Origin of the sequence: Arthrobacter sp. 2MCAF14 (assembly GCF_052115645.1) — a bacterium.
Taxonomy (GTDB): Bacteria; Actinomycetota; Actinomycetes; order Actinomycetales; family Micrococcaceae; genus Arthrobacter.
The window spans coordinates 16872-43654 of sequence record NZ_JBFRHB010000008.1; the positions used below are offsets into that span (position 1 = coordinate 16872).

22 protein-coding genes are annotated in these 26783 nt (G+C 63.6%); 17 read left to right on the forward strand and 5 right to left on the reverse strand.

The features are described from left to right. Positions 1–47: 47 nt before the first annotated feature. The 9 genes from AB4074_RS08100 to AB4074_RS08140 all read left to right on the forward strand — a co-directional run bounded on the left by AB4074_RS08100 (position 48) and on the right by AB4074_RS08140 (position 10558). Positions 48–1118, forward strand: coding sequence for a LacI family DNA-binding transcriptional regulator (locus tag AB4074_RS08100; protein WP_441412916.1), 1071 nt, complete (start codon positions 48–50; stop codon positions 1116–1118). A gap of 78 nt (positions 1119–1196) precedes the next feature. Then, positions 1197–2873: an ABC transporter substrate-binding protein gene (locus tag AB4074_RS08105; protein ID WP_441412917.1), complete on the forward strand. Its 1677-nt coding sequence runs from the start codon at positions 1197–1199 to the stop codon at positions 2871–2873. A gap of 124 nt (positions 2874–2997) precedes the next feature. Beyond that, positions 2998–3975, forward strand: coding sequence for an ABC transporter permease (locus AB4074_RS08110; protein ID WP_241708015.1), 978 nt, complete (start codon positions 2998–3000; stop codon positions 3973–3975). A 10-nt stretch (positions 3976–3985) separates the two neighbouring features. Next, a complete protein-coding gene (locus tag AB4074_RS08115; protein WP_441412918.1) occupies positions 3986–4912 on the forward strand; it encodes an ABC transporter permease in 927 nt (308 codons plus the stop codon). Beyond that, positions 4909–5874, forward strand: a complete 966-nt coding sequence (locus AB4074_RS08120; protein WP_441412919.1) for an ABC transporter ATP-binding protein — start codon at positions 4909–4911, stop codon at positions 5872–5874. Before AB4074_RS08115 ends, AB4074_RS08120 begins: the two co-directional genes overlap by 4 nt. Continuing rightward, positions 5871–6941 (forward strand): ATP-binding cassette domain-containing protein, encoded by a 1071-nt coding sequence (locus AB4074_RS08125; protein WP_441412920.1) that lies wholly within the window; start codon positions 5871–5873, stop codon positions 6939–6941. The genes AB4074_RS08120 and AB4074_RS08125 overlap by 4 nt, the downstream gene beginning before the upstream one ends. Beyond that, positions 6938–8494 (forward strand): glycoside hydrolase family 32 protein, encoded by a 1557-nt coding sequence (locus AB4074_RS08130; RefSeq protein WP_441412921.1) that lies wholly within the window; start codon positions 6938–6940, stop codon positions 8492–8494. Before AB4074_RS08125 ends, AB4074_RS08130 begins: the two co-directional genes overlap by 4 nt. A gap of 229 nt (positions 8495–8723) precedes the next feature. Beyond that, on the forward strand, positions 8724–10217 hold the full coding sequence (locus tag AB4074_RS08135; RefSeq protein WP_441412922.1) for a glycoside hydrolase family 32 protein: 1494 nt from the start codon (positions 8724–8726) through the stop codon (positions 10215–10217). Positions 10218–10393: 176 nt separating this feature from the next. Further along, positions 10394–10558 carry a hypothetical protein gene (locus tag AB4074_RS08140; RefSeq protein ID WP_441412923.1) on the forward strand — a complete coding sequence of 55 codons (165 nt, stop codon included), beginning with the start codon at positions 10394–10396 and terminating at the stop codon, positions 10556–10558. A 57-nt stretch (positions 10559–10615) separates the two neighbouring features. On the opposite strand, the gene AB4074_RS08145 is transcribed toward AB4074_RS08140, so the two are convergent. The 3 genes from AB4074_RS08145 to AB4074_RS08155 all read right to left on the reverse strand — a co-directional run bounded on the left by AB4074_RS08145 (position 10616) and on the right by AB4074_RS08155 (position 13737). Beyond that, positions 10616–10918, reverse strand: coding sequence for a hypothetical protein (locus AB4074_RS08145; RefSeq protein WP_441412924.1), 303 nt, complete (start codon positions 10916–10918; stop codon positions 10616–10618). Positions 10919–11225: 307 nt separating this feature from the next. Further along, a complete protein-coding gene (gene dctA, locus AB4074_RS08150) occupies positions 11226–12536 on the reverse strand; it encodes a C4-dicarboxylate transporter DctA (protein WP_441412925.1) in 1311 nt (436 codons plus the stop codon). 61 nt (positions 12537–12597) lie between these two features. Then, entirely contained in the window at positions 12598–13737 is a 1140-nt protein-coding gene (locus AB4074_RS08155; RefSeq protein WP_441412926.1) for a PrpF domain-containing protein, read from the reverse strand. A 126-nt stretch (positions 13738–13863) separates the two neighbouring features. Here AB4074_RS08155 and AB4074_RS08160 point away from each other — a divergent pair, with 126 nt between their 5' ends. Continuing rightward, positions 13864–14805, forward strand: coding sequence for a LysR family transcriptional regulator (locus AB4074_RS08160; RefSeq protein ID WP_441412927.1), 942 nt, complete (start codon positions 13864–13866; stop codon positions 14803–14805). 722 nt (positions 14806–15527) lie between these two features. Here the strand turns inward: AB4074_RS08160 and AB4074_RS08165 are convergent. Then, a complete protein-coding gene (locus tag AB4074_RS08165; protein ID WP_441412928.1) occupies positions 15528–15938 on the reverse strand; it encodes an NAD-dependent epimerase/dehydratase family protein in 411 nt (136 codons plus the stop codon). Positions 15939–16427: 489 nt separating this feature from the next. After that, positions 16428–17780 (reverse strand): NosD domain-containing protein, encoded by a 1353-nt coding sequence (locus AB4074_RS08170; RefSeq protein ID WP_441412929.1) that lies wholly within the window; start codon positions 17778–17780, stop codon positions 16428–16430. A gap of 400 nt (positions 17781–18180) precedes the next feature. Between AB4074_RS08170 and AB4074_RS08175 the strand changes: the two genes are divergently transcribed. The 7 genes from AB4074_RS08175 to AB4074_RS08205 all read left to right on the forward strand — a co-directional run bounded on the left by AB4074_RS08175 (position 18181) and on the right by AB4074_RS08205 (position 26600). Further along, positions 18181–19461 carry an ABC transporter substrate-binding protein gene (locus tag AB4074_RS08175; RefSeq protein WP_441412930.1) on the forward strand — a complete coding sequence of 427 codons (1281 nt, stop codon included), beginning with the start codon at positions 18181–18183 and terminating at the stop codon, positions 19459–19461. 66 nt (positions 19462–19527) lie between these two features. Beyond that, the gene (locus AB4074_RS08180) at positions 19528–20415 is read left to right on the forward strand and encodes a carbohydrate ABC transporter permease (RefSeq protein ID WP_441412931.1); all 888 of its coding nucleotides are present in this window, start codon (positions 19528–19530) and stop codon (positions 20413–20415) included. 119 nt (positions 20416–20534) lie between these two features. Further along, complete coding sequence (locus AB4074_RS08185) at positions 20535–21458, forward strand: carbohydrate ABC transporter permease (protein WP_441413009.1); 924 nt, start codon at positions 20535–20537, stop codon at positions 21456–21458. A 27-nt stretch (positions 21459–21485) separates the two neighbouring features. Beyond that, positions 21486–22856, forward strand: coding sequence for a NosD domain-containing protein (locus AB4074_RS08190; protein ID WP_441412932.1), 1371 nt, complete (start codon positions 21486–21488; stop codon positions 22854–22856). Between the two features lie 118 nt (positions 22857–22974). Further along, complete coding sequence (locus AB4074_RS08195; protein ID WP_441412933.1) at positions 22975–24066, forward strand: LacI family DNA-binding transcriptional regulator; 1092 nt, start codon at positions 22975–22977, stop codon at positions 24064–24066. 49 nt (positions 24067–24115) lie between these two features. After that, entirely contained in the window at positions 24116–25069 is a 954-nt protein-coding gene (locus AB4074_RS08200) for a carbohydrate kinase family protein (RefSeq protein WP_441412934.1), read from the forward strand. Continuing rightward, positions 25062–26600, forward strand: coding sequence for a glycoside hydrolase family 32 protein (locus AB4074_RS08205; protein ID WP_441412935.1), 1539 nt, complete (start codon positions 25062–25064; stop codon positions 26598–26600). Before AB4074_RS08200 ends, AB4074_RS08205 begins: the two co-directional genes overlap by 8 nt. The last annotated feature ends 183 nt before the right edge of the window (positions 26601–26783 follow it).

The following is a 26783-nucleotide window of genomic DNA, read 5'->3' on the forward strand; positions in this document are numbered from 1 at the left end:
AACCCTGGCACAACACCCAGGACCAACGAAGACCACCGGAGCATTCAATGGCGAAAACCACGACCCCCCAGAAAGCCGCGACTGTGCGGCAGCGGGGTGTCACCATGAGTGATGTCGCCCAGCACGCCGGTGTCTCCCGTACAGCGGTCTCGTTCGTGCTGAGCAACCGCGAAAACGCCAGCATTTCTGAGGAAACGCGCACCCGCATCAACGACGCCGTGCAGGCTTTGGGTTACCGCCCGAACGCCGGAGCACGCGCACTGGCTTCCCAGCGCAGTGATTGGTACGGACTCGTCACCGAGATCGTGACGGCCCCGTTTGCGGTGGACATCATCAAGGGCGCCCAGGACCAGGCCTGGCTTGACCATCGGTTCCTGCTCATCGCGCCTTCCGACCAGGCCGATGCCGTAGGACCCAATCAAGGCCTGGAAGATGCAGCAACGGAAAAGCTGCTGGAACAACGAGTGGAAGGACTTTTGTACGCGGCAACGTACCACCGCGGCGTGCATGTTCCGGAAAGCGCCCACGAGGTTCCCACCGTCCTGATCAATTGTTTCGACGCGGACGGGAAGCTGCCCTCGATCGTCCCGGACGAGCGCGCGGGCGGCAGGGTTGCCGTCGATCGTTTGCTCCGGGCCGGCCACAGCAGGATCGGAGTCATCAACCTGGACCCGCACATTCCCGCGGCCGTCGGGCGGTTGGAGGGTGCCCGCGAAGCACTCGCCGGCGCCGGGCTCGAACTGGATCCGGAGCTGGTGGTGTCCGGGCATGCGACGGCAGATGGAGGCTACGAGGCGGCCTGCGAAATCCTGGACCGCTACCCGAAAGATCAAAGGCCAACCGCCCTGTTCTGCCTCAATGACCGCATGGCGATGGGCGCTTATGACGCCATCAAGGAACGGGGACTGACCATCCCCGGCGACATCGCCGTGATCGGCTTCGACAACCAGGAACTGATTGCGGCCTACCTCAGGCCAAAGCTGACCACGGTTGCGTTGCCCTTCGAAAAAATGGGCGCACTGGGAGTCCAGACGCTCGCAGCTCTCACAGCAGGACAGCCGATCACTGCCGACCAGCAATTGGTCGACTGTCCGCTGCTAGAACGCTCTTCGGTCTGACCGTGAAATCAATGCCGAAGAGCAAACCCTTACCCACCCCTTCACCTTGCTGATGAAGATAGGAAAGAGATACCCATCATGACACAAACCCGATTCTTGAGGTCTGCCCGCATTGCAGCGGCCGGACTGGCTGTGGGTGCAATGCTGCTGACTGGCTGCGCTGCCACCGTCAACAAGTCCGCAGGCACCGACGCCGGAGCTAACGCGAACGCCTTCCTGACCATCCCGCGTGAGGACATGAGCACCTTCGACCGTAACTTCAACCCCTTCGCCCCCTCTGTGAACCCCATGGTCCAGCAGGCCATCTACGAACCCCTGCTGGTCTTCAACCCGGCCAAAGGCAACACCGTCCCCTGGCTGGGCGCCTCCTGGGACGCTGCCGAGGACGGCAAGTCCGTCACCTTCACCCTGCGTGACGGCGTGAAGTGGTCCGACGGGCAGCCTTTCGTCGCCGATGACGTGGCCTACACCTTCCAGCTGCAGAAGAAGCTCAAGGGCGGCTTCGAGTACCTGGATTCCGTCACTCCGGTGGGCACCGACAAGGTGACATTCACCTTCAACAAGCCCTGGTCCCCCGCGCTCTATGAGATCGGGCAGCTCCCCATCCTCCCCAAGCACATCTGGTCATCCATCGCCGATCCGGCGAAGGACACCAACGCCAACCCCGTGGGAACCGGCCCCTACACCCAGGTGGACAGCTTCCAGTCCCAGTCCTTCGTGCTGAAGAAGAACCCGAACTACTGGCAGCCTGACAAGCAGAAGATCGCCGGCATCAAGATGCTGGCGATGTCCGGAAACGATGCCGCCAACCTGGCCAGCGTCAACGGCGATGTCGACTGGTCCACCCAGTTCATCCCGAACATCGAGAAGACCTTCATCGCAAAGGACAAGGACCACCGCCACTTCTGGTTCCCGCCGACGGGCGCCATGATCAACTGGCAGTTGAACACCAGCAAGGCGCCGTTCAATGACGCGACGGTGCGCAAGGCCCTGAGCATGGCGGTTGACCGTGACCAGGTCACCAAGATCGGCATGAGCGGGTACGCCACTCCGGCCGACTGCACAGGCCTCTCCGGCAACTACGCGAGCTGGAAGAACGCCGATGTGGCGAACAACTGCACTTGGACCAAGCTGAACGTCGACGAAGCGAACAAGATGCTCGACGCCGCCGGTTACCCCAAGGGCGCGGACGGCAAGCGCACCCTCAAGGACGGCAAGCCTTTCGAGTTCAAGATCTCCGTGGGCGCCAGCTCCTCCGACTGGCTCTCCGTGGCCAACGTGATCTCCCAGAACCTCCAGGCCATCGGCGTGACCGCCAAGGTGGACTCCCCTGACTGGGCCTCCGTCGTCTCCGGCTACGAGCAGGGAACGTTCGACACCGGCATCGTCTGGAGCGCGAACGACCCCAGCCCGTTCAAGTACTTCAGCTCCACCATGGGCACATCCACCGTCAAGCCGGTGGGCGCCAAGGCCACCGAGAACTACCACCGTTTCGGCGATCCAAAGGCCGATGATCTCCTGCAGCAGTTCGCTGCTGCTGGCGACGAAGCCGCACAGAAGCAGATCGCGAACCAGCTTCAGGCAGAATACAACGCGGTGGCCCCGACGGTTCCGCTGTTCTCCGGCCCCGAATGGGGCGACTACACGGACGTTCACTTCACGGGATGGCCCACTCAGGACAACCCCTACGCAACGCTCTCTGACCGCTCCCCCACCACGGTCCTGGTCCTGACCACTCTGGAACCGCGCAAGTAGCCGCCAGTTCTCGGCCGGTGGCTGTAGGTGCCATATTCCGGTTCCCACCGGCCGAGAACCTTTTCATCTTTCCCGCCCGGGACCACTGTCGTCCCCGACCCCGCCTTTCCCGAACGGAGCAACCGTGCGCTTCATCCTGCGCCGCCTGGGTTTTTACCTGATCGCCTTCTGGGCCTCCATCACCCTCAACTTCCTGCTCCCGCGTTTCATGCCGGGAGACCCCGTCTCACGCATGTTCGCCCGTACCCAGGGCAAGATGCAGCCCGAACAGATCGAAGCCCTGCGCAAGATGCTCGGCGTGGATACGCGGCCGCTCTGGGAACAGTACGTCGACTACATGCACAACATCCTGACCGGCCAGATGGGTGTCTCCATCTCGCGTTTCCCCACGCCGGTCACCGAGGTCATCGCCAGCCAGATCGGCTGGACCCTTTTGCTGGGCGGAACCGCCCTGGTGTTCGCCGCCATCATCGGCAATCTCCTCGGCATCCTGGCCGCCTGGCGACGCGGCGGCGCGATCGACTCCGCCCTGCCGCCGCTCCTGATCTTCATTGGATCCTTCCCGTACTTCTGGCTGGCCATGGGAGCCCTGTACCTGTTCGGCGTAGTGCTGGGCTGGTTCCCGATCCGCCACGCTTTCACGGATGGACTGGAGCCCGCCTTCACGTGGGAGTTCATCGGCGACGTCGGCGCGCACCTTGTGCTCCCGGCGCTGACGATCGTCCTGGTGTCCATCGGCGGCTGGATGTTGGGCATGCGGAACACCATGATCGCCACGAACGCCGAGGACTACATCACCATGGCCGAGGCCAAGGGTCTCCGGCCGGGCCGCATCATGCTCCGCTACGCGGCAAGGAACGCCATGCTCCCGTCGGTCACGAGCTTCGGCATGAGCCTGGGCTTCGTGGTGGGTGGTGCAATGCTCACCGAGGTGGTGTTCGCGTATCCCGGCGTCGGCTACCAACTCCTCAACGCCGTCCAAGGCCTCGACTACCCGCTTATGCAGGGCCTGTTCCTGACCATCACGGCCGCCGTGCTGCTGGCGAACTTCCTGGTGGACATCCTCTACGTCCGCCTCGACCCGCGTGTGCGCAGCAACTGAGGGACCCATCATGACAACCGCAATTCTCAAGCAGCCCACTGAGCCCACAGCTGCCCGCAAGCCCAACCGCAGTTTCGTCCACGGACTTATCACCAACAAGAAGGCCCTGGTGGGCATGATCGTGATGCTCGTGTTCATCGCGCTTGCGTTGCTGGCCCCCGTGCTGTTCCCCGGAGACCCATCGCGGATCACCGCGATGGCCTCGCTGGAACCGTCTCCCGAGCACTGGCTCGGCACCACGGCCAAAGGTCAGGACGTGCTTGCCCTGACTGTTCATGGCTCCCGCAGTTCCCTGTTCGTCGGGTTGACTGTGGGCTTCGCATCCACCTTCATCGGCATTTTGGTGGGCCTGGCGTCGGCGTACTTCGGCAAGTTCATTGACGAAGCACTGTCCCTGGTGACCAACATCTTCCTGCTCCTGCCCGGACTCCCGCTCCTTGTCATCCTGGCAGCTTTCCTGCCGCCGGGTTTGGGAACCGTGATCCTGGTGCTCGTGGTCACCGGCTGGGCTGGGTCGGCACGTGTATTGCGCTCCCAGGCGTTGTCCATCCGCTCAAAGGACTTTGTGGCCGCGGCCGTGGTGTCCGGCGAACGGGCGGGCCGCATCATGTTCCGGGAAATCCTCCCGAACATGGCATCGATCGTCATGGGAACCCTGCTCGGCTGCGTGATTTACGGTATCGGCGCCCAGGCAGGCCTGGAGTTCCTTGGCCTGGGCGACGTGAGCACCGTTTCCTGGGGCAACAACCTCTTCTGGGCCGGCAACGAGGGCGCCCTACTGACCGGCAGCTGGTGGGTCTTCGTTCCCTCGGGTGTCTGCATCGCGCTGGTCGCGTTCGCGCTGGCACTCATCAACTATGCCGTGGACGAGGTCACTAATCCGCGGCTACGGAAGATCAAAACCCCAAAAATTACCGAAAGGAGCGCCGCCAAGTGACAGTCTCCCAAGTTTCCTTCGGCTCCCATGAGCCCGTCCTGGACGTCAAGAACCTCAGCGTCAAGTACATCGGCGACACCCGCTCCACCACCGCCGTCGACCGTGTTTCCTTCAGCATCGGCACCGGTGAAGTGTTCGGGCTGGCGGGCGAGTCCGGCTGTGGGAAGTCCACCATCGCCAACTCGATCATGCGCCTCCTGAAGGATCCCGCGAAGATCGCCGGCGGCAGCATCTCCTTCGGCGGCAAGGATGTCCTGGCCATGAGCCCGGACGAGCTGCGGCGCTTCCGCTGGCAGGACGTCGCTATGGTGTTCCAGTCGGCCATGAACTCGCTCAACCCGGTGCTGACCATCGGCGAGCAGATCGTGGATATTTTCACCACTCATGCGGGCCACTCGCGCAAGGAATCGCTCCGGCGCGCCGGCGAGCTGCTCGAATTGGTGAGGATCGACCCAGCACGCCTCAAGTCCTACCCGCACCAGCTCTCGGGAGGCATGCGGCAGCGCGCCGTGATCGCCATGGCCGTCGCGCTCAAGCCGTCCCTCTTGATCCTCGACGAACCCACCACCGCGCTGGACGTCGTGGTGCAGCAGGAAATCATGGCCCAAATCAAGGAACTCCAACGCGAATTGGGATTCTCCGTCCTCTTCATCACCCACGACATGTCCCTCATGGTGGAGCTCTCGCACCGCATGGCCGTGATGTACGGAGGCCGGATCGTGGAGACCGCGAAAGCCCAGGACGTCTACGCAAACCCCCGCCACCCCTACACTCAGGCCCTCATGGGTGCGTTCCCGCCGCTCACCGGTCCGCGGGTTCCGCTGACCGGGCTGCCCGACGGCGTGAAGTTCCGGAACATCCCGGACCTCAGCCAAGCAGCACCCGGCCATTTCGTGGCACCGGTCAGTGCCGACGCTTCAGCGGCTGATGACACCGCCATCATGGAAGGAGCCGCACGATGAGCCACGCCGTGCTTTCATCCCAACGCCCCTCCCCCGACACAGAAGCTACGGCCCTCGAGGTCCGCGGACTAGGAAAGTCTTTCCCTATAGGTGGTTTGTTCTCCCGGGAGTCCGTCCGGGCCCTGCACGGTGTAGACCTGACCATTGGCCGCGGAGAAATCGTGGCCCTCGTGGGAGAGTCCGGGTCGGGTAAGAGCACCCTGGCCCGGTGCGTTGCCCGGCTGGAACGACCGAGCTCCGGCGAGATCCTGATCGACGGCGTCGACGTCCTCAAGCGCGACCGCTTCCAGGCATCGCGCGCCTTCCGCTCCCAACTGCAGATGGTCTTCCAGGATCCCTTCGGCTCGCTGAATCCTGCCCATAGAGTGGAGCATTTCCTGCGGAGGTCGCTAGCGATCCACCGGAAGGGCGGCAGCTCCGAGACAGAGACACAGCAGCGACTCGAGGAGCTTATGACCACCGTAGGCCTGCAGGCCGACATGCTGAACTCCTACCCGCACGAGCTCTCCGGCGGGCAGCGCCAGCGAGTCGCGATCGCCCGGGCCCTCGCCGTGGAACCACAGGTCATTCTCGCTGACGAACCCACCTCCATGCTGGATGTTTCGGTCCGGATCGGCGTGCTGAACCTGATGCGCAAACTCCGCGATGAGCAGGGAATCTCCATGCTCTACATCACACACGACCTCGCTTCGGCCCGATACCTCGCGGACCGGACAGCCGTCATGTTCGCCGGTGAGCTCGTTGAAGAGGGCGAGTCCTTGGACCTCCTGGCCAACCCGGCCCACCCGTATACGCAACTGCTGGTCTCAGCCGTCCCGGATCCGGCCAGGGCGGGCTCCTACGATCCCGTCCGCCGGGCCGAGCTGCGGCAGGCTGTGATGGCTTCGACCACCTGCGCTTTCGACGGCGACCCAAACCAGGCCTGCTCGGCCGAGGAACCCGTTCGCCACGGTGTGGGCGACCCCGAAAACCTCCACTGGGTGCGTTGCCACCTCTACCGCCCGCAGGCTGGAGCCGGCGGCCACGCCTTGGCAACTGGACCTACCGACAACAAGGCCTCCGCATGACAGAATCGACGCACCCGCTCGCCACCGTCCCCCAGGACGAACTGATTGCCCGCGCCGATGCGGACCCCCTTCGGCCGCGCTTCCATTTCGTGTCCCCGGCCGGTTGGCTGAACGACCCCAACGGCGTGAGCCAATGGAACGGCACCTATCACCTCTTCTACCAGTACAACCCCGAGGGCGCCTTCCACCACCGCATCCAGTGGGGCCACGCCACCAGCACCGACCTCGTCCACTGGACGGACCAGCCAGTGGCACTGGAACCGTCCGCAGGTCCGGACGCCGACGGCTGCTGGTCGGGGGTGTTGGTGAACGACGGTGGCACGCCCACCTTGGTGTACTCGGGCCGGCTGGGCGAGAAGGAGTTGCCCTGCGTTGCCGTGGGATCCGCAGACCTGCTGAGGTGGAGCAAAATTCCTCAGAACCCGGTCATCGCAGCCCCGCCGGCCGGCGTGGAGATCACGGCGTATCGCGATCACTGCGTGTGGCGCGAGGGTTCCATCTGGCGGCAGTTGGTGGGATCGGGCATTCGTGGGCGCGGCGGTACGGCGTTCCTGTACGAGTCCGGCGACCTGCGCTCCTGGGAATACGTCGGGCCGCTGTTCATCGGTGACGCCTCCCAGGGCGATCCTGCCGATACCGACTGGACCGGGACCATGTGGGAATGCGTTGACCTGTTCCGGGCAGGCGGGGGCTCGTTGGGTACGGTTCGTACTTCTGCTGACGCGCCCGACGTGCTGGTCTTTTCCGCATGGGACGACGGCGACACCAGACACCCGCTGTACTGGACCGGTCGCTATTCGGAAAACTCCTTCGAGCCTGCCGGGCTGCATCGGCTCGACTACGGAGGACGGTTCTTCTACGCGCCGCAGTCCTTCCAGGATCAGTCCGGCCGACGCATCATGTTTGGCTGGCTTCAGGAGGGCCGCAGCAATGCCGCGATGGTGGAGGCCGGATGGTCGGGCGTCATGAGTTTGCCGCGCGTCACCACCCTGGCCGATGACGGGACCCTCCGTTTCGCACCCGTGCCCGAAATCGAGAAGCTGCGCCGGGACCACGTCGGCCTGTCGGAACAGGAATTGGTGCCCGGGGCACCTGTGCCTACCGGGGTGTCCGGCAACCAACTGGACCTCGAACTGGATGTGCAGCTCGAGCCTGGTGCTGTGCTGCGGCTGGGCTTGCTGGGATCGGCTGACAATGGTGTCTCCGGCAGTTCCAGGGAGGAAACAGTGATCGAGCTGTGCCGGACCACTGAAGGCGGCAGCCAAGGCACACTCCGCCTCGACCGTACTCAGAGCAGCCTCGATCCAACCGTTGATGTCGACGACAAGTCCGGACCGCTCCCGATGCCCGACGGGCGGGTGCACCTGCGCGTTCTGGTGGACCGGTCCGCCGTCGAAATTTTCGCCAACGGCAAGCCGCTCACCGCCCGCGTTTACCCGACCCTGGCCGGTGAGCATGTGAGCATCGCCGCCGAAGGCACCGTGAGGCTGCTCTCCTTCGATGCCTGGACTATGGCTGAGATCCTTGGAGGAGCTCGGAACCTCTTCCCCTAACTCAGTCCGCCCTCTCCCGCCTTTGGACTCATCTCCAAGTCGCTCTATTACCTAAGACATCCAGCTCATGGCCGCGGGATCCCGCCGCGAAGCGGACGTACGAGCGATAGAAGAGCAACTGCTAACCCCAGCATCCGTCCAGCCGCCGAACAGCGCCCCGCGCCGTTCGCCGGCTGGATGGCCGCCTCACCCTTCCTCAGGAAGACGAAATGAAACGAGACATTGATTCATGACCGCGGTAACCGCGCCCACACGTGAAGCGTCCCGGCCGACAGTGCATTACGCCACCAAGAACACCTGGCTCAATGACCCCAACGGCCTCATCTACTACGAGGGTAGTTACCACCTCTACTACCAGAACAACCCCTTCGGGAATGTCTGGGGAAACATGTCCTGGGGGCACGCCACCTCCACGAACCTCATCACGTGGACAGAACAATCCGTCGCCATTGCCTGCGACGAAAACGAGGACATCTACTCCGGCAGCGTCGTCTACGACCAGCACAACACCAGCGGACTCGGTGACGGAACTGCTGCACCCTTGGTCGCCATCTACACAAGTGCCTACAAGGAGAAGTCGCAGCACGCCGGGATCCGGGCCCAGTCGCTGGCCTGGAGCACCGACGGCGGCTACACCTGGTCCAAATACCACGGCAACCCCGTCTTGAGCAGGGACTCGGCCGAGTTCCGGGACCCGAAGGTCTTCTGGTACGACGGCACTTCCGGATCCTACTGGGTGATGGTCGCTGTCGAGGCACTGGATTTCACCGTCGTGATGTACCGCTCCGATGACCTCAAGAGCTGGGACTACCTCAGCAGTTTCGGGCCCGCCAACGCCACCGGCGGAGTCTGGGAATGTCCTGACCTGTTCCCGCTTCCACTTGACGGGAACGAGGACCTGATCCGATGGGTCCTGACCGTTAACCTCAATCCCGGCGGGCCAAACGGAGGATCTGCGGGACAGTACTTCGTTGGCGAATTCGACGGCGTGACGTTCAGGTCCGAAACCACGGTCACTGAAGGCGACCAGGATCCGGCGCGCCTGACCGAGTATCACTGGCTCGACTGGGGCCGGGACTACTACGCTGCCGTTTCCTTCAGCAACGTTCCGGACGGCCGCCGGCTCATGATGGCCTGGATGAACAACTGGCAGTACGGCAACGACATTCCAACCTCCCCGTGGCGAAGCCCCATGTCGCTTGTACGCGAGGTCTCGCTGGTCACCTCTGAAGGGGCACCGCACCTCACCCAGCAGGCCGTGATTGACCCCGCAGCGCTTACCCGCACAGTTGCCTACACAGAGCTGGACGTCAATGGCATCCGTTCCGTGGCAGGCGGGGGCGCCGTGCAACTCATCGAGGTAACGTTTGTGCCCGGTTCCGCAGATGAATTTGGCCTCGTGATCCGCGGCAACGGCAACGAAGGTACAAGGATCGGCATCCGTCCGGGTGACAGCAGACTGCTCGTGGATCGAACGGTCTCGGGCAACACGGCGTTCCACAGCGCCTTTGCATCGATCGACACCGCGCCCCTGCGTGCCGTGGATGGGGCGTATAGCCTGCGTATTTTCGTTGATCACTGCTCTGTGGAGATCTCCGCCCAAGACGGAGAAGTCACCCTCACCGAACTGATCTTCCCGGAACCCTCCAGCACCGGTGTGTCGCTGTACACCACCGGAGGAACCGCAAAGGTCGCTTCCCTCAGGCTCACCACCCTCGCCTGACCATGGCTACCCAACCGCCGGATGATTTCAGACCCACCCAATCAACGCGACGGGCGGACGACAGCGGCCCAGCTTGCCTGCCAGGGGACTCGCATGAAATAGAGAGTCCCTGGCGCGACGGGTTTGAACGCCTTGCCGCTGTCCGGCAGTCGCTACCGCCGCAGTGGCGCACCGAGTTGTGGCACGCAGAGATCATCGACGAGACCACCGCAGGGATCGGCAGCCTGATGAATCTTGAACCAGAACCGGCCATCGCACTGCTGGATGATGCCCATGACGGGCTTCGAGCGGCTTACGGGCTCGAGGAGCGAGGCACTGCCGCACGGGGCAGCTTGGGCTAGCCGCACGAGATACTGCTGTCGCATCGTGCCAGGCTGAACTCATGAATCTCTATGCCCCTAAGACCTTGGGTGCCTTTCGTTGCTGCTGTCGGATGTGCGACGGAAGACGGTGGTGTCTTCGTTCTTATCGATCATGGTGCGCCCTTTGCCGTCATTCTGGATGATCCAGAAGACCCTTCGGTCCCTGGAGAGCATGTCGATTCGTCCCGACGAAATTGATCCATCGGCGCGGCGGATTGAGACTTCGTCTGCGCGGGCGAGTTTGTTCCAGTCCGGTATGCGCTCCATTTGCGGCGTCGGAGCGCCGCTCGGTGCCTGCGTGAGTTCGTCCGGAGTGGTCTTTTGCAAGAGGGGTGTCATGGTGTTTCCTGGACTGTCTTTGGTCTTGTTTGATCCGGTCCGCGCGGGGACGGGGCGGGGAACAGTGTGCCTGCTCCCCGCCCCGTTGGCATCGGACCCGGCTCCTGCGCCCGACTTTCGGGTTACCTGTTGCGATGGAATATGCAGGGCCTGGTATCCGATGCGGCTTTTTGGAGGGGACCCCTGAGTCTCTGATTCGGTTTCGAAGGGTCCCTGGGGCGGCTGCGCGGAGATGTGTCGGTGTGTCTGGCATTCCTCCGGGTCAGGCCCCGGGCACGGGTAGGAGCCTGATTCGTGGTGGGCTCTCTCAGTGGGCCAGGGCGGGTTCGCTCAGCTGGAGCTTTTCCGCCTCGGTGGGCACGAAGCCCGTTTTGAGTTCGGACTGGAGTTTCTCGGTGTCGAGTGCGTGTTGCCACTTGGCGACGGCGACGCAGGAGACGATGTTGGCCACGGTGCTGGTGAGGGCGCGGGCTTCGCTCATGAAGCGGTCGATGCCGACAATGAGGGCCACGCCGGCAACGGGCAGCGTGGGCATGACCGTCAGAGTGGCGACGAGGGCGACGAAGCCGCTGCCTGTCACGCCCGCGGCGCCCTTGGAGGTCAGCAGCATCATTCCGAGCATGAGGAGGATCTGGTCCCAGCTGAGGTGGATGTCGCAGGCCTCGGCGATGAACATCGAGGAGAGCGTGAGATAGACGGCCGTGCCGGTGAGGTTGAAGGAGTAGCCGGTCGGGACCACGAGACCAACGACTCCGCGGTCGCAGCCGAGGCGCTCAAGCTTGGAGAGCAGGCGCGGAAGGACAGGTTCGCTTGAGGATGTGGCGAGGACGATCAGGAACTCGTCGCGGAAGTAGCGCAGGATCCGCCAGAGACTGAACCCGGTGAGCTTCGCCAGGATGCCGAGGACGACCACCACGAAAACGATGCACGCGGTGTAGAAGGCGAGGATCAGCATCCCGAGGTTGCCGATCGAATGGGCTCCGTACTTGCCGACCGTGAACGCCATGGCGCCGAACGCCCCGATGGGGGCGACCTTCATGAGGAAGCCGAACACGACGAACAGCAGCTTGTTGAAGCTGTTGACCACGTTCAGGGCCAGCTGCCCGGGTGCGCCGAGCTTGCTGAAGGCGAAGCCGCAGAGCAGCGCGATGACGAGCACGGGCAGGACCTCGCCGTCGGCGAAGGCGCCGATGAAGCTGGTGGGGATGATGCTCATGACGAAGTCCACGGGGTTGCTGGTGGGCAGCTGGCTTGTGTACTTCGACGCAACGGAGGTATCGAGGTGGGCGGGGTTGATGTGCATGCCCGCGCCCGGCTGGAAGAGCATGACCGCGCCCAGGCCGATGGCCAATGCCGCTCCGGTAAGCACGTAGAACAGCCCCAGTGAACGCAGCAGGGTCGGGCCAACCTTCTTGGTGTCGGTCAGCGAGGTGATGCCGCTGACGATGGTGCAGAAGACGATCGGTGCGATCATGAACTTCACAAGCTTCACGAACCCGTCACCGAGCGGCTTGAGGGAGGAACCAAGGTCGGGCCACAGCGCGCCGACAAGGATGCCGAGCCCGACGCCGATGAGTACCTGGACATACAAATGTCCGAGGATGGATTTGATCTTCATTGAACAACTTCCTGGGTGAGTGCCCGTTCCATCCATGATGGCAGGGGCAGGGTTGGAGGTGCTAGGCCGTCTGTGGCACGGGTTGTGCGACGTCGATGTCGGCGACGGCGAGTTGGCGGGCCGCCCTGTGGAGGGCGACCTCGCTGACGTGACCGTTGTCGTCCGTGACGACTTCGGTGGTGATGACACCGGCAGGTGTTCCGATTCGCAACAGCCGGCGGCCTTGGCGAGTGCTGTCTTCAGGTGCCAGCATTTTGGCCACTACCGATCCCGGAAGGGCGGCTGCGAGGGAGACTGCAACGGCCGAGGTCAGGCCGATCGCGGGGTGGGGTGCGAGCATCGAGAGCATCCGCACCCGCAGATCGTGGGTGCCCGCCGCGATCCTCGTTCCGTCGGCCGCGATGTAGTCGCCGGGGGCTGCCACGACGCCGACCTTCGGCACGGCATTCTGCGGAGGATCTTCAGGCTTCCGCAGCCCCATCATCAGGCCAGCCGACGCCCGGGCCGCAACCAGCGTGGGCAGGTGCTCGGACAGGTTGCCGGTCATCGAGGAAAGGTCGATGCCTGCCTCGTCCGCAGGGATGAGGACCGCCGGCGCTCCGGCGTCGACCAGGGTCGCCGTAAGAGTAGCCCCTCCGGTCGCGATCTGGTCGGTCGCGCTCCCCGTCGGCAGGACCGACCCCGTGGTCCGCCCCCACGGGGCGTGGAACGAGAGGCTGACGGGAACGCCGGGCGCGCTACTGCCGGGAACCCTGGCCAGGCCCGACGCCGGGACGCGGCCACCGGGGGTCGCGATCGTGCCGCTCAGCACGGCTCCGGTGTTGAGGTTCCGCATGCGGACCCGGGTTGTTCCCTCCTTCGGAGGGACCACCCCCGACTGGACCGCGTACAGGGCGATCGCGGTGGCACAGTTGCCGCAATTGGAACCGAGTTCCACCGTCGGGTCCCCGATCCCGACCTGGGCGAAGAGGTAGTCGAGGTCCGCGGGCCCCTCGGGTGTGGCCCGGATGACCGCGGCCTTGGACGTCGTCGAGGTGCCGCCGCCGACGCCGTCGAGCTGTCGGGCATCCGTTGCGCCGAAGGCATCTGCTAAGAGGTTGCGGATCTCCTCGCGGCTCCCGGCGTGAGGCGCCACGTCTTCGGCGTCGAAGAGCCAGCACTTGCTCGTGCCGCCCCGGTACCAGTGACCGCGGAGTTGCATGGGTTTTCTTCCTTCACGTGTCGTGGTCGCGCCTCGCGGCGCCTGCTCCTTCTACGATCCACTCCCCTAGAGTTCAGCACAATCACAGGATTCTCGACGGGTCTTTACTTTTGCTAAACTCAATGCATGGCCGACCTTGACCTGCACCGGCTCCATCTGCTCCGCGAAGTAAGCCGTTCCGGCTCCTTGACGTCGGCCGCTACGGCCCTCTCCTTCACGACGTCAGCCGTCTCCCAGCAGATCGCGAAGCTTGAACACGAAGTGGGGGTCGCCCTGATCGACCGCCATCCACGAGGCGTCGTGCTCACCGATGCAGGTCAGGCGCTCCTGCGGTATGCGGACGACATCGACAGGACAATCGAGGCCGCCCGGGCCGAGATGGGCGAGTTCGCCGGGTTGCGGCGAGGCCAACTGCGAATGGGGACGTTCCCCACCGTCGGTGCATCCCTCATGCCCGACGTCGTGCTGGCCTTCCGCGCGCGTCATCCGGAGATCGCCGTCACCGTAGTCAGCGCCCGTCGCGACGGCCTGCTCGAACGGCTGCGGCGCAGGGACATCGAGCTCACTCTGCTGTGGGACTACCCCTGGGAGCGCATCGAGGACGAAGACCTGAACCTCGTGCCGCTCATGAACGACCCCACCATGCTGCTCGTACCGAGCGACCACCCCGTCGCGGCGCGCCGCTCCGTGCGGATCGACACGCTCAGGGACCAGGAATGGATCGTCCGCGACGAACACCCCGTAGCCGACGTCCTCCGCCGCGTGTGCCGCGATGCCGGATTCGAGCCGCGCATCGCCTTCGCAGCCAACGACTATCAGGAGACCCAGGGCATGGTCGCCGCGGGCATCGGCATCGCCCTGGCCCCGCAGCTCGCCCTGAGCGCGCTCCGCCCCGACATCGTTGCCGTTCCCCTCGCCGGCTCCCCGACACGAAGGATCCTCCTCGCCCACCTGGCGAACCGTCGGCTCAGCCCCGCCGGGCAGCAAGCTGTATCCGTGTTCCGGTCAACGGCGAAGCGGCTGCAGGCCCCTGCACTCGCCAAGCAACCACCCCTCTTAGGCGGATAGGGAGACGTCGAGACCCTCCGGCAGGAAGCCCCCGGATCGCAGCCGACGCCGAGACGGCGCGCCCTGCCCGGCCAGACGGGCGCCGCCCTCGCTGATGTGCTTTTCGGCGCGGTGAACCCGTCAGGCCGCCTCCTTCAGACCGTTCCGGTCCGACTGGAGGACACCGGCGTACCTGAACTTCCAAGGAGAGAACTCCCACGTGCGCTGTGGGGAAGGTCTATTGGTCGGCTGCCGCTGGTAACGACCGCAAAATGGACGCGTGGTCTTCCCTTTCGGCCACGGACTCTCCTACACCGCCTTCGCCTACTCGGGACTGGAGATTTCGGCCGACGCCACCGGGATAACAGTCCGGGTCCGTCACGAACACCGGTGACCGGTCCGGCCGCGAAGTCGTTCGTCCGGGAACCAGTACACGAGCAGGTTCCCGTCGTTGGAAACTGTCCCATCACGGTGATGCGGCGTGTTTTCCCGCCTATTGTTCCTGTCGATGGGATACCGTGGCGGGTGTGGTCGACGCCGGATGGGACGGGTGCGCATCGTTGCCGCCCTCGACTCGATGATGTTCAGTAGTCGCTGGTTCGCGCTTTCACCTGAAGGTCGCTGAATCCGGCGACCTCATCGATCCACGCACCGAAGTTACGGCTCGGCCTGTAACCTGTCTCGGTCCAGCCGAGTTTGCTTGGCCGGACGGGGGGCTGAAATGTCGAGTCCGAACCGCTCGACTACGGCCCGTGCCCCAGGGAAACGACGGTCTGCTGTGCCGATTGGATCATGTTCCCAGTCGCGCAGTTCATCGGCCGACACTGCGTCCGGATGAAGGGCATCCAGCACCAGACCGCCGTCGTTTGCACCAGTGAGGCAGGGAAGACCGCAACATATGAGATGCCGTGGCGCGTCCGGTGATAATCCAGAAGCTGCTCGCCGATGACTTTCGTGAATCCGTAAACGTCGTTCGAGTCATGCCATGCCTGCGAGGAAAGCCAGACCACTTTCCCGACACCGGCGGCGACGGCCGCCTGCAGGGTGCGGAATGTGCCGTTTACATTGAGTTCCCAGAATTCCGTTTCAGTGTGATCGACGACGTGGATGCCGTGCAGGGCCGGCAGGTGCACGAGAATGTCCGCTCCGGCCATCGCGGCCTGGAGACCCTCTCCCCGTCCGGACGTCCGCCGTGGCGAAACGTGCTTCCGTAACCAGTCCGTCGCCGGGTTTAGGGTCGGAGAGGGTCAACTCGTAGCCAGCGGCTAGGAGACGTGGTGTGAGGCCACGGCCGATGTTCCCGCCGGCACCGGTAATAACGACGCGCGTGCCACGCGGTGCAGGAGCGGCGTGGTTTCCGTGAATCATGATGGTCCTTTCGGGAAGTCGGGACATACTGGGGTGTTTCTCCGGCATCCCTATAAGGGCATTCGGGGTAGTTCGTCGTCCCAAGCACGCCTTGGTTTATCCCAGGGGCGGATGGATCGGCCGACACGGGAGTGCCTGTCGATGCCGGGGCCCGGTCGAGCAGAACAGGAGATTTCGGTCTGGCGACAACGACTGGCCGGGCTGATCAATACGTGGGAGCGCGCGCCCCGAGGACAGAGGCCACGCCTCGGGACGCGCTCCTGGCCGTTGGTCTGTCAGGGGGTCGGGCGGATTGCCGTGTCCGGGCTGTAGGAGGTGATCTGGGAGGCTGTCCCGCTGTCGAGCACTTTCGAGTGGGTGGTGGATGCGTCGAGAACGACGTGCTGGGAAGCGACGTCGCTGGCCACGTGGTTGAGCGCGACCACGTTGGCGTCCCCTCCGGCGATCAGGATCTGGGTCGGTTGGGTGCCGGCGGGGGCGATGTTGGCGGGCGGGACGTTGTAGGCGAAGAGGTTGTCCGAGATGAGGTTGTTGTCTCCCGCGATGTGGACGACTCCGTAGAGGTCGTCGAGGCCGTTGCCGCGGCCGATGAACGGCGGGTACCCCTCGTTGGTCCGGCGGATGTGGTTCGCCGTGATGAGGTTTTCCTTGCAGCCGTTCAGCAGGCGGAGCATGCCCGGGTAGAAGCCCTGGAGCCTGTTCGAAGAGACTGAGCACCGGTTGCAGCCGGTGAATTCGATGAGGCTGCGGCCCCGGGGGAAGAGGTTGTTGCCCGTGACGAGGAGGCCCTCGTGGTTCTCCGCCAGGAGCGTGACCCCGTCAGGACCGGCGCCCATGTGGTTGCCGCTGACAATTGTGGCCTGCCCGGCCCCGGTGAGCTCGACGCAGTTGCCGCATTCGGCGATCATGTTGTCGTTGACGCGGAGCGCGTCCGCGCCGTGCACGATCAGGGCATGTTCGAGGTAGACGAATCCCATGCCGGTGATGTGGAAGGAGTCGTTGTCGGAGGCGATTTCGATTCCGGTCTTGCCGTTGTGGTAGCTGTTCTTCTCGGGGGTGAAACCGACTCCGTCGAGGCAGAAGTCCCGGAACACGATTCCTGAAAGACGGGGATCCCCTGTCCGGCGGACGAGGAATGCCTGGGGTGCGCTCGGAGAGGTCAGGACGCGGATGTGGCTGGCTCCGGGCTGGAGGTTCTGCCATCCGGTCGGGTTCGAGTTGTCGAGGATGCTTCGGGAGAAGAAGCCATGCCCGAAGCCGGCGATGGTCAGGTAGCTGATGTCGACGACGACCTGGGTGTGCAGGTCGTAGTCGCCCGGAGGGATGATGATCGCGGCTCCGGGACGCGCGTCCGGGGACGTCTGCCGTTGCTTGATGTCGGCGATGATGTCGTTGATGACCGCCCCGATGTCGGACTGTGCGGTGACGTCCGGGTGCGCCTTGATCCTCCACGTTGTCACGTCGTACGTGTTGGGCGAATCGAGGTGGGTGCCTTGTTGGCCGTCGGCCGCATTGGCATTCTGCATTGTTCCGAGGGTCAAGGCAGCCGCCAGCGTTCCGGCGGCTCCCGCGCCGATCAGCCGGCGTCGGCTTGGATTCGCTTTTTCTGGATTCTTGCCAGTTACCACGGGTTCTCCTCTGTATGAGATAAGACTGCTGCTGTTCAGAATCGGGCGCTGCCGGGTTGGCCTGCCGAAGGCTTGGCTGCCCTTGTCATCCGCTTCGGCGGCATCACATTTTTATTCCCCGGGAAACGGCTGATGTCCCACGTGGACTAATGCCACAACTGAGATGCCAAACCGTTTGGGCTAACGAGAGATGACACTAGGAGCACGGCGCGCCGGCTGTCAACGCCAAAATTTGGACAGAAGTGTTTGGCACATCCGACGACGGTCTCCCAATGATTTGTGACCCTTGACACCCTCCGCGCTCTCCGCGTAATCTAATGCCAAGTCGTTTTGGCAAAACGGTTTTTCATCCAAAAGCCAGTCTCCGTATTTCCGTTCCCGAGAAAGGGAGTCGACAGCGATGTCCTCTCGAAAAACAATCTCCAGGCTTGCCGCTCTCGGCAGCCTTTCGACGGCCGTGATCCTGGCCGCGACTGCATGCGGCGCAGGAGGCCCGGCGACGTCCGGGGGCGCTGCCGGCAGTTCCATCAACGTCCTGGTGGAGGCCGGCGGCCATGCAGAACTGCAGCCGATTGCCGACCAGTGCAAGAAGGACACCGGGATCAACGTCAACTTCGTTGAACTCCCTTATGACGGCCTTTTCAACCGTCTCTCCAGCGAGTTCTCCTCCGGTACTGTCTCCTTCGATGTTGCGGCTCTTGACTCCGTCTGGCTGCCCAGTTTCAAGGACGCCCTGCAGCCCATCGATGAACTTTTCACCGACGAGGCAAAGAAGGATATCTTCCCTTCGCTGGTCAAGGAAGCCAACGTCGATGGCCACTTCATTGGCATGCCGGCGTGGACCAACGCCGAGATAGTCCTCTACCGCAAGGACCTCTTTGAGGACGCCAAGAACAAGGCCGACTTCAAAGCCAAGTACGGTTACGACCTCGCCGCGCCCAAGACCTGGCAGCAGTATCAGGACATCTCCGCCTTCTTCACCAAGGACGGCATGTATGGCACGGACGTCAAGGGTGGCGTTGAAACCGAGTACCTGGCCCATGTACTGCAGGCCGGATCACCCATGGTGCTGGACAGCAACAACAACGTCGTGATCGACAATGCGGCCCACAAGCAAGCGCTGGACTTCTACACCAGTCTCGTCAAGGACGCCCCGGCCGGTGCGGCCCAGGTCGACTGGGCCGCCGCCCAGAACCTCTTCAACCAGGGCAAGACGGCCATGACCCAGTTCTGGGCCCATGCGTACCGGCAGATCCCCAAGGACTCCCCCGTCTACGGCAAGGTCGGAACAGCGCCGATGATCGGCGGGTCCGCCGGTGTTGCCGGTGTTCCCGGCCCCTGGTACCTCTCAGTACCCAAGGCAACCAAGAACACGGACGCCGCGAAGAAGTTCGTCAAGTGCGCCTTCGACCACAATGACCTGGCCATCCAGTCAAGCCTTGGCCTGGCAGCACGAGTCTCCGCCTTCCAGAAGTACCAGGACCAGCCAGGCTACGAGAGCTTCAAACCGCTGATCGAAACACTCAACGCTCCCGCGACGGCAACCCGTCCGGCAACAGCAAAGTGGCAGCAAATCGTCGACACCGTACTGGTTCCGATGCTCCAGAAGGCCGTCGCGGGCGGAGACAGCGCGACCTTGCTGGCCGACGCCAAGTCCAAGATCCAGGCCCTCCTCAAGTAAAACTCCGCGGCCGGCAGCAGCCCATGGCGTTGCCGGCCGCGGCCCCAACCAGCGGAAGAGAATCCCGTGCGCATCCCAGATCGCCGCTTCGCCCTCTACCTGATGACCCCGGCGGCGTTGTTCCTCGCAGTCTTTGTTGCCTACCCGTTGTTCCGGTTGGTCACGGACAGCTTCTTCAAAATTTCCCCGATCGTCGGGGGCCCCCGCGACTTCGTGGGCCTGGACAACTACGTCCGAGCCTTCACCTCAGAGGCCTTCATCGGTGCAGGATGGCGGACCCTCGCTTACACCTTGATGGTGGTGACCCTCGAGTTCACTCTGGGCCTGGGCATGGCCCTCCTGTTCACCACCCTGGGCCGGAAATCCCAGGTGTGGCGGACCATGTTCCTTTACCCGCTGATGATCGCTCCGATCGTGGCCGGCCTGCTGTGGAAGTTCCTCATGATCGATAACTTCGGCTTGCTCGGCACCCTTCTTAACCAGGCCGGCATCCTGCAGAATCCAAACCAGATCGGCTGGCTGTCCAACCCGGACATCGTCCTGTTCTCCGTCGCCGTCCCGGACATCTGGCTCACGACCTCGTTCATGTGCCTGGTGCTGTTCGCGGGCCTGCAGAACATCCCGGGAGACCTCATCGAAGCGGCCAGGCTCGACGGCGCCCGCGCACCCTCGCTGCTGTTCCGGATCATCCTCCCGCTGCTCCGCCCGGTCATAGCCGTGGCGCTGGTGGTCCGCGGCATCGACGCAGCACGGGCTTTTGACACCATCCTCATCCAGACCAACGGCGGACCACAATCCGCCTCCGAAACCATGAGCCTGCTCATCTACCGGACGATGATCCGCTTCGGCGACCCAGGCCTCGCAAGCGCCATGGGCACCATCTACCTGCTGGCCATGCTCGCCATCGCCTTCGTCGCCGTCACCACAATCTGGCGGCCAGGAAAGGACACCTGATGAGCATCGCTGAGACCCCCGACGACAGCGGCGTGCTGGCGGCCGCCGTCCCCGGCCGGCCACGCCACGCCGGAATCGCATACCGCAATGCGCCTGCACCGCACCAAACGGAGAGCACCATGCCAAGCCGGACAGCCCTAGCGCCTCAGACCACCACGGAACCTTCACGGACCGGCGGAGGCCGCAGGCGCCGCGGCGTGAATCGTGAAGGACTCGAAGCCGGCAAGCGCAGCACGAGGACCATCCTGTGGATCCTGCTCGCAGCCTCCCTCGTCCTCTACGGCTTCCCGTTCCTGTACCTGCTGTTCACGTCCTTCAAGACGCCGATCGACACCATTGCCGTTCCCCCGACCATCCTGCCCAAGGTATGGACGCTGGATAACTACACCAACGCCCTGGGCCGCAGCGGGGTGCCGGCGTCGTTCATCAACAGCATCCAGACCGCCGTCATCAGCACCCTGCTCTCGCTCGTTCTGGCCGTCCCGGCGGCCTACGGCATCACGCGCTACAAGACCCGCAGTGGCCGCGTGTTCATCATGGCCGCGCTGGTCACCCGCATGGTGCCGCCGGTGGCCATCGGTATCCCGTTGGCGTCCATGATGGCCTCCGTGGGCCTGGCCGACACCCCCATCGCCCTGTCCATCGCGCACACCACCATCTCGCTGCCGCTCTCCATCTGGCTCATGTCCAGCTTCTTCGAAGCCGTCCCCCAGGACCTGGAGGAAGCGGCCACGGTGGATGGCTGCAGCCGGCTCGGAGCGCTGTGGCGGGTGGTGATCCCGGTCGTCTCGGGAGGCATCGCAGTGACGGCGATCTTCGCCTTCCTCGCGTCCTGGAACGAGTTCCTGTTCGCGCTGCTCATGACCGCCGTCCGGTCCCAGACCACACCCGTGGTCATCGCAAACTTCCAGACCCAGTTCGGGCTGGACTGGGGATCCATGACAGCCCTCGCGGCCGTCTACTCGATCCCCGTCATCCTTCTCACTCTTCTCTTGCAGCGCAAGATCGTCGCAGGCATGACGCTCGGCGCCGTCAAGGGCTGAGAAACCACAGCACAAAGGGAAGAACCCATGTCAAGCAACAACTACTACGACGTGACTACGTGGCCCGTCGGCAATCCGTCCGAGGACGTCGGTGAGGTAATCAACAGCATCATCGCCGACATCAAGGACCGGCAGACGGCCACCGATGCGAACCATGGTGGAAAGCCAGGCGCGGTGATCTACCTTCCGCCCGGGGACTACCACCTCCGTACGCAGGTGGTGATCGATGTCAGCTTCCTCAGGATCCATGGCTCCGGACACGGCTTTACCTCCTCCAGCATCCGGTTCAACGTTCCCGAAGAAGAATGGCCCGACTTGCATGAGCTGTGGCCCGGAGGCAGTCGCATAATCGTCGACCTTCCCCTCGGCGCAGACGAGGAGGAATCCAAGGGAGCCGCCTTCTACGTTGAGCGAAGCGGGAGCCCGCGGATCAGCTCGGTCGAGTTCTCCAACTTCTGCATCGACGGGTTGCACTTCAACCCCGACGACTCGGGGATGCATCCGGAGAACACCTACGTCAACGGCAAAACCGGGATCTACGTCGCGAACGCCAATGACTCATTCCGCGTCACCGGCATGGGGTTCGTCTACCTCGAGAACGCCCTCACCATCTACAACGCGGACGCGCTTTCCATTCACGACAACTTCATCGCCGAATGCGGAAGCTGCATCGAACTGCGCGGCTGGGGACAGGCATCAAAGATCACCGACAACCTGGTCGGAGCAGGGCCCAAGGGCCACTCGATCTACGCCGTGAACCATGGCGGGCTCCTGATAACCGCGAACAACGTCTTCCCCCGAGGTGCGAGCAGCGTCTACCTCCACGGCGTCACGCGTTCAAGCGTCACCAACAACCGTTTGCATTCGTTCTACCCTGGCATGGTGGTTCTCGCAGCGAATAGTTCGGAGAACCTCGTGGCCACGAATCACTTCTTGCGTGACCATGAGCCCTGGACGCCTTTCTTGGGTGTCGACAACGGCTTGGACGACCTCAACGGGCTTCTCTGTGTCAGCGGCGCTAACAACTCTGTCATCGGCAACCACTTCTCCGAGATCATCGACTCACAGAGCATCCGTCCGACAGGTGCGATGCCTGTCATCATCCGGCTGATGTCGGGGGTTGGCAACTTCGTCTCCAACAACCACGTGGTGGCGATGGATGTCCGCTCCGCGTCAAGTGACTCCTGCTTCGAGGCTCAGGTGGACGCCCTGTTGACGACCGAGGCTTCGGACGCCCTCGCCGTTACGGCCGTCCTGGTCGATTCCGAATCAGCCCGGAATACGATCCTTGACTCCGGAAGTGACGCCCAAGTTATCGCAGACAGGGCCGTCAACGCCTTCAGGGCCACACCCACCGTCGGTTTCCAGGCGGCACACGCACCGCTTGTTGCCCGGTAACCCGCCCAGGCCCCGGCGAGATCCCCGGGGATCGCCATCCGGCCCCTGGGACGAATAAAACGTACGCAGCAATTACCCGGACATAGAATCAGCATCAACATAAGGACGTGGGAGACCAATGAACAAGTCGGTTGGCATCAAGGACGTGGCGGCCGCAGCCGGTGTCTCTGTCACAACGGTCTCCCACGTCCTCAATGATGTTGTCTACGCCCGGGTGGGGGCGGAGACGAGGGAACGGGTCCACGAAGCGGCGCGGCGTCTCGGATACGGCCCGAACCGGCTGGCGCAGGCCCTGCGCACCCAACGTTCGGGCATGATCGGGTTCATCAGTGAGGAAATCGCCACCACCCCCCACGCTGGCCGGATCATTTTGGGGGCCGAGGAGACGGCACGTGCCCGCGGGTACCGCATCATGATCATCAACTCCACCAGCACCAGCTCCCAGGATTCCAGGGAAAGTGATGTGGCGGATCTGCTGGACCGGCAGGTGGACGGCATCCTGTACGCCACCATGTATCACCGCAAACTAGTCGTCCCCAAGAACCTCGTCGGACTCCCCGCTGTCCTGGTGGACTCCGAAGACATCAGCCACACCGTTTCCTCCGTTATCCCCGACGAAATCGCCGGTGCGAGGTCGGCCGTACAAACCCTGATCGACGCCGGGCACACCCGCATCGGCATGCTCAACAACACCGACGACGTCCCGGCAACCCACTCCCGGCTCAGGGCCTTCAAAGAAACACTCGCGGACGCCGGGCTGCCCTTCCACGAAGAACTGGTCCAGTCTGAGCCTTCGGAGGTGCCCGGCGGCCACCAGGCGGCCCTGCGCCTGCTGAAACCGCAAAGCCGGCCCACGGCCGTGTTCTGCTACAACGACCGCATGGCCATGGGTGCGTACCGGGCCGCCGGGGAACTTGGCCTCAGGATTCCGGACGACATTTCCATTGTCGGTTTCGACAACCAACAACTTATTGCCGAAAACATCTACCCCGCACTGACAACCGTCGCCCTGCCCCACTACGAAATGGGCGCATGGGCAACCGAAAACCTGATCGACGCCATCGAGGGAAAAACCGACCTGCAGCTGTTCGCGGCTCACCCGACCCTTCTTCCCTGTCCCCTGGTCCTTCGCGATTCGGTCGCCTCCCCAAAGCACCAGGGCGCTCACAGTAGGGCAGCACCGGACTCACCCACACGCCCCAACACCTGACCCCGAGCGCGTCCAGTAGGGGACGCGCCCAACCTTCCAAGGACCTCGAATGCACATCACCCCAGTTCCCCCATGCCCTGAAACGGATGTCGTCGTCGTCGGCGAGGCCATCATCGACATCATCGACACCGCAGCAGGGCCCTTCGAGTTTCCCGGTGGATCGGGTATGAACGTCGCGTTCGGACTCGGCCGGCTAGGCGTCAGCACCGCATTTCTCACCGCATTGGGCAGCGATGAACGCAGCAAGGCCATCCAGCGGCACTTGGACACCGCGGGGGTACGCCTGCTTCCGGGAGCCGAACACCTCAACCGCACATCCACTGCCAGGGCGCTTCTGGACAGCAGCGGTTCCGCAGAGTACGAATTCGACTTCGAATGGAACCTCCCCCAAATCAGCCCGACTTTCCTCCCGAAGGTGCTGCACACCGGGTCACTGGCCTCCTTCATGGAGCCCGGAGCAACCCAGGTCCGGTCCTTGCTGGAACTGTTCTCACGCCGCTGCCTGATCACGTACGACCCCAACATCCGCCCGACACTGCTCCGCAGCCACACCGAAGCGCTCAGGACCTTCGAACACACAGTTGCCCTGGCTACCGTCGTGAAACTCAGTTCAGACGATGCCCGGTGGCTATACCCGCGCACGTCCCCTCACGACGTCGCGCGGCGGCTGCTTGATCTCGGGACGGAACTGGCAATCATCACCGATGGCGCATCCGGATCCTATCTGCGCTCGAATGCCGCCGAGATCGACGTGCCGGCACCACCAGTGGTCGTCAAAGATACTGTCGGCGCAGGCGACTCCTACATGTCCTCGCTTATCGCCGGCCTCCTCGAGGACCGCGAAGACGATTTCGGCTACGGCAAACTCACCCGCCTGGGAACAGCCGCCTCGCTCGCTGCCGCCATAACGGTCGGACGGCACGGAGCGAACCCGCCAACACGGGCAGAACTTGTCCGATCCTTGGAACTGGCCCAGATTTCCCGAAAGAACTCCGATGACTGAAACAACAACGCACCCTGCCGGGGGCGGCGGCGAAGAAACCGCCCCCACCGTCCGGCCGGTACTTCACTACACGGCCAAGAACACGTGGCTGAACGACCCCAACGGACTCGTGTGGCACCGGGGCGTGTACCACCTCTTCTACCAAAACAACCCTTTCGACAACGTCTGGGGCAACATGTCCTGGGGACACGCCACCTCAACCGACCTTCTGCACTGGACCGAACACCCGGTTGCCATCGCCTGCGACGAAGAAGAAGACGTCTTCTCCGGCAGCATCGTGGTGGACCACGGCAATACATCGGGATTCGGCACAGAGGAAGATCCGGCTTTGGTGGCCATCTACACGAGCGCCTTCAAGGAAGGCTCTGCGCACCAAGGAACACAAGCCCAGTCTCTCGCGTTCTCCACGGACGCCGGCATGACCTGGAGCAAATACGCAGGCAACCCGGTGCTTGACCGCGGCTCGGCCCATTTCCGGGACCCCAAGGTGTTCTCCCATGAGGGACCGGCCGGTTCCTGCTGGGTCATGGTGGCGGTGGAGGCCCGGCATCAGCAGGTTGTGCTGTACCGCTCGGCCAACCTCAAGGACTGGGAATACCTGAGCACCTTCGGCCCTGCAAACGCCACAGGAGGCGAATGGGAATGCCCCGACCTGTTCCCGCTCCCCCTCGACGGAGACCCGGACAACGTCAAATGGGTCCTGGTGGTCAACATCAACCCGGGTGCCGTGGCCGGCGGCTCGGGAGGGCAATACTTCGTCGGCGACTTCGACGGCGTGCAGTTCACTGCCGACCCTGATTCGCTCGTTCCAGCGGATGCCGACGGGAACGTAGATCTCAGACACTGTCTGTGGCTCGACTGGGGACGTGACTACTACGCCGCCGTATCCTTCAGCAACGCCCCGGAGAACCGCCGCATCATGATCGGCTGGATGAACAACTGGGACTACGCCAACTCCCTGCCCACGTCTCCGTGGCGCTCCAGTATGTCGCTTGCCCGCGAGGTCGAGCTTGCGACGGTGGACGGCTTGCCGCGCCTGGTACAGCGCCCGGTGCTGCCGTTGGACTGTGGGGAGCCGGCCCGCACCATCCAGAACATGGAACTTCACGACGCCCTGCTGCAAGTTCCCGATGCGGTACCCGGATCAGCCCAGCTGATCGAGGCCGAGATCCTGCCCGGCACCGCCCGGACCATTGCTTTCAGGCTCCTCGGCGCACCGGACGGGAGCGCCGCAACGGTCCTCAGCTTCGATGCCGTCACGAGCCGGCTCACCCTGGATCGCCGCAACTCCGGAAACACCGCCTTCCACGACAAGTTCGCGTCGGCTGAGTCGGCACCCGTGGAGCTCGACGATGGCGTGCTAAGGCTAAGGGTAATCGTCGACCACTGCTCCGTGGAGGTCTTCGCCCAAGACGGCAGGGTCGTTCTGAGCGATCTGGTGTTCCCGCTGCCCGGGAACCTGCGCACCGACTTGTGCGTGGAAGGCGGCACGGCCATTGTGCGGAAACTAGCCGTCACGGCATTGTCCTAAACACAGCACTACACCGCAGTACTCACGTCCCGCTGGAAAGCCACCGGCCGGGGGCCCATGATCCGGAGGGATCACGCACGGATAGGATCGGCAAGCACCCCCGGCTTAACCGTCAACTGTAGGTAGGAGGCTGACACAGAGACGTGCAAGACGACTTTTGAGCTCGGGCCGCGGCGGTAAAGG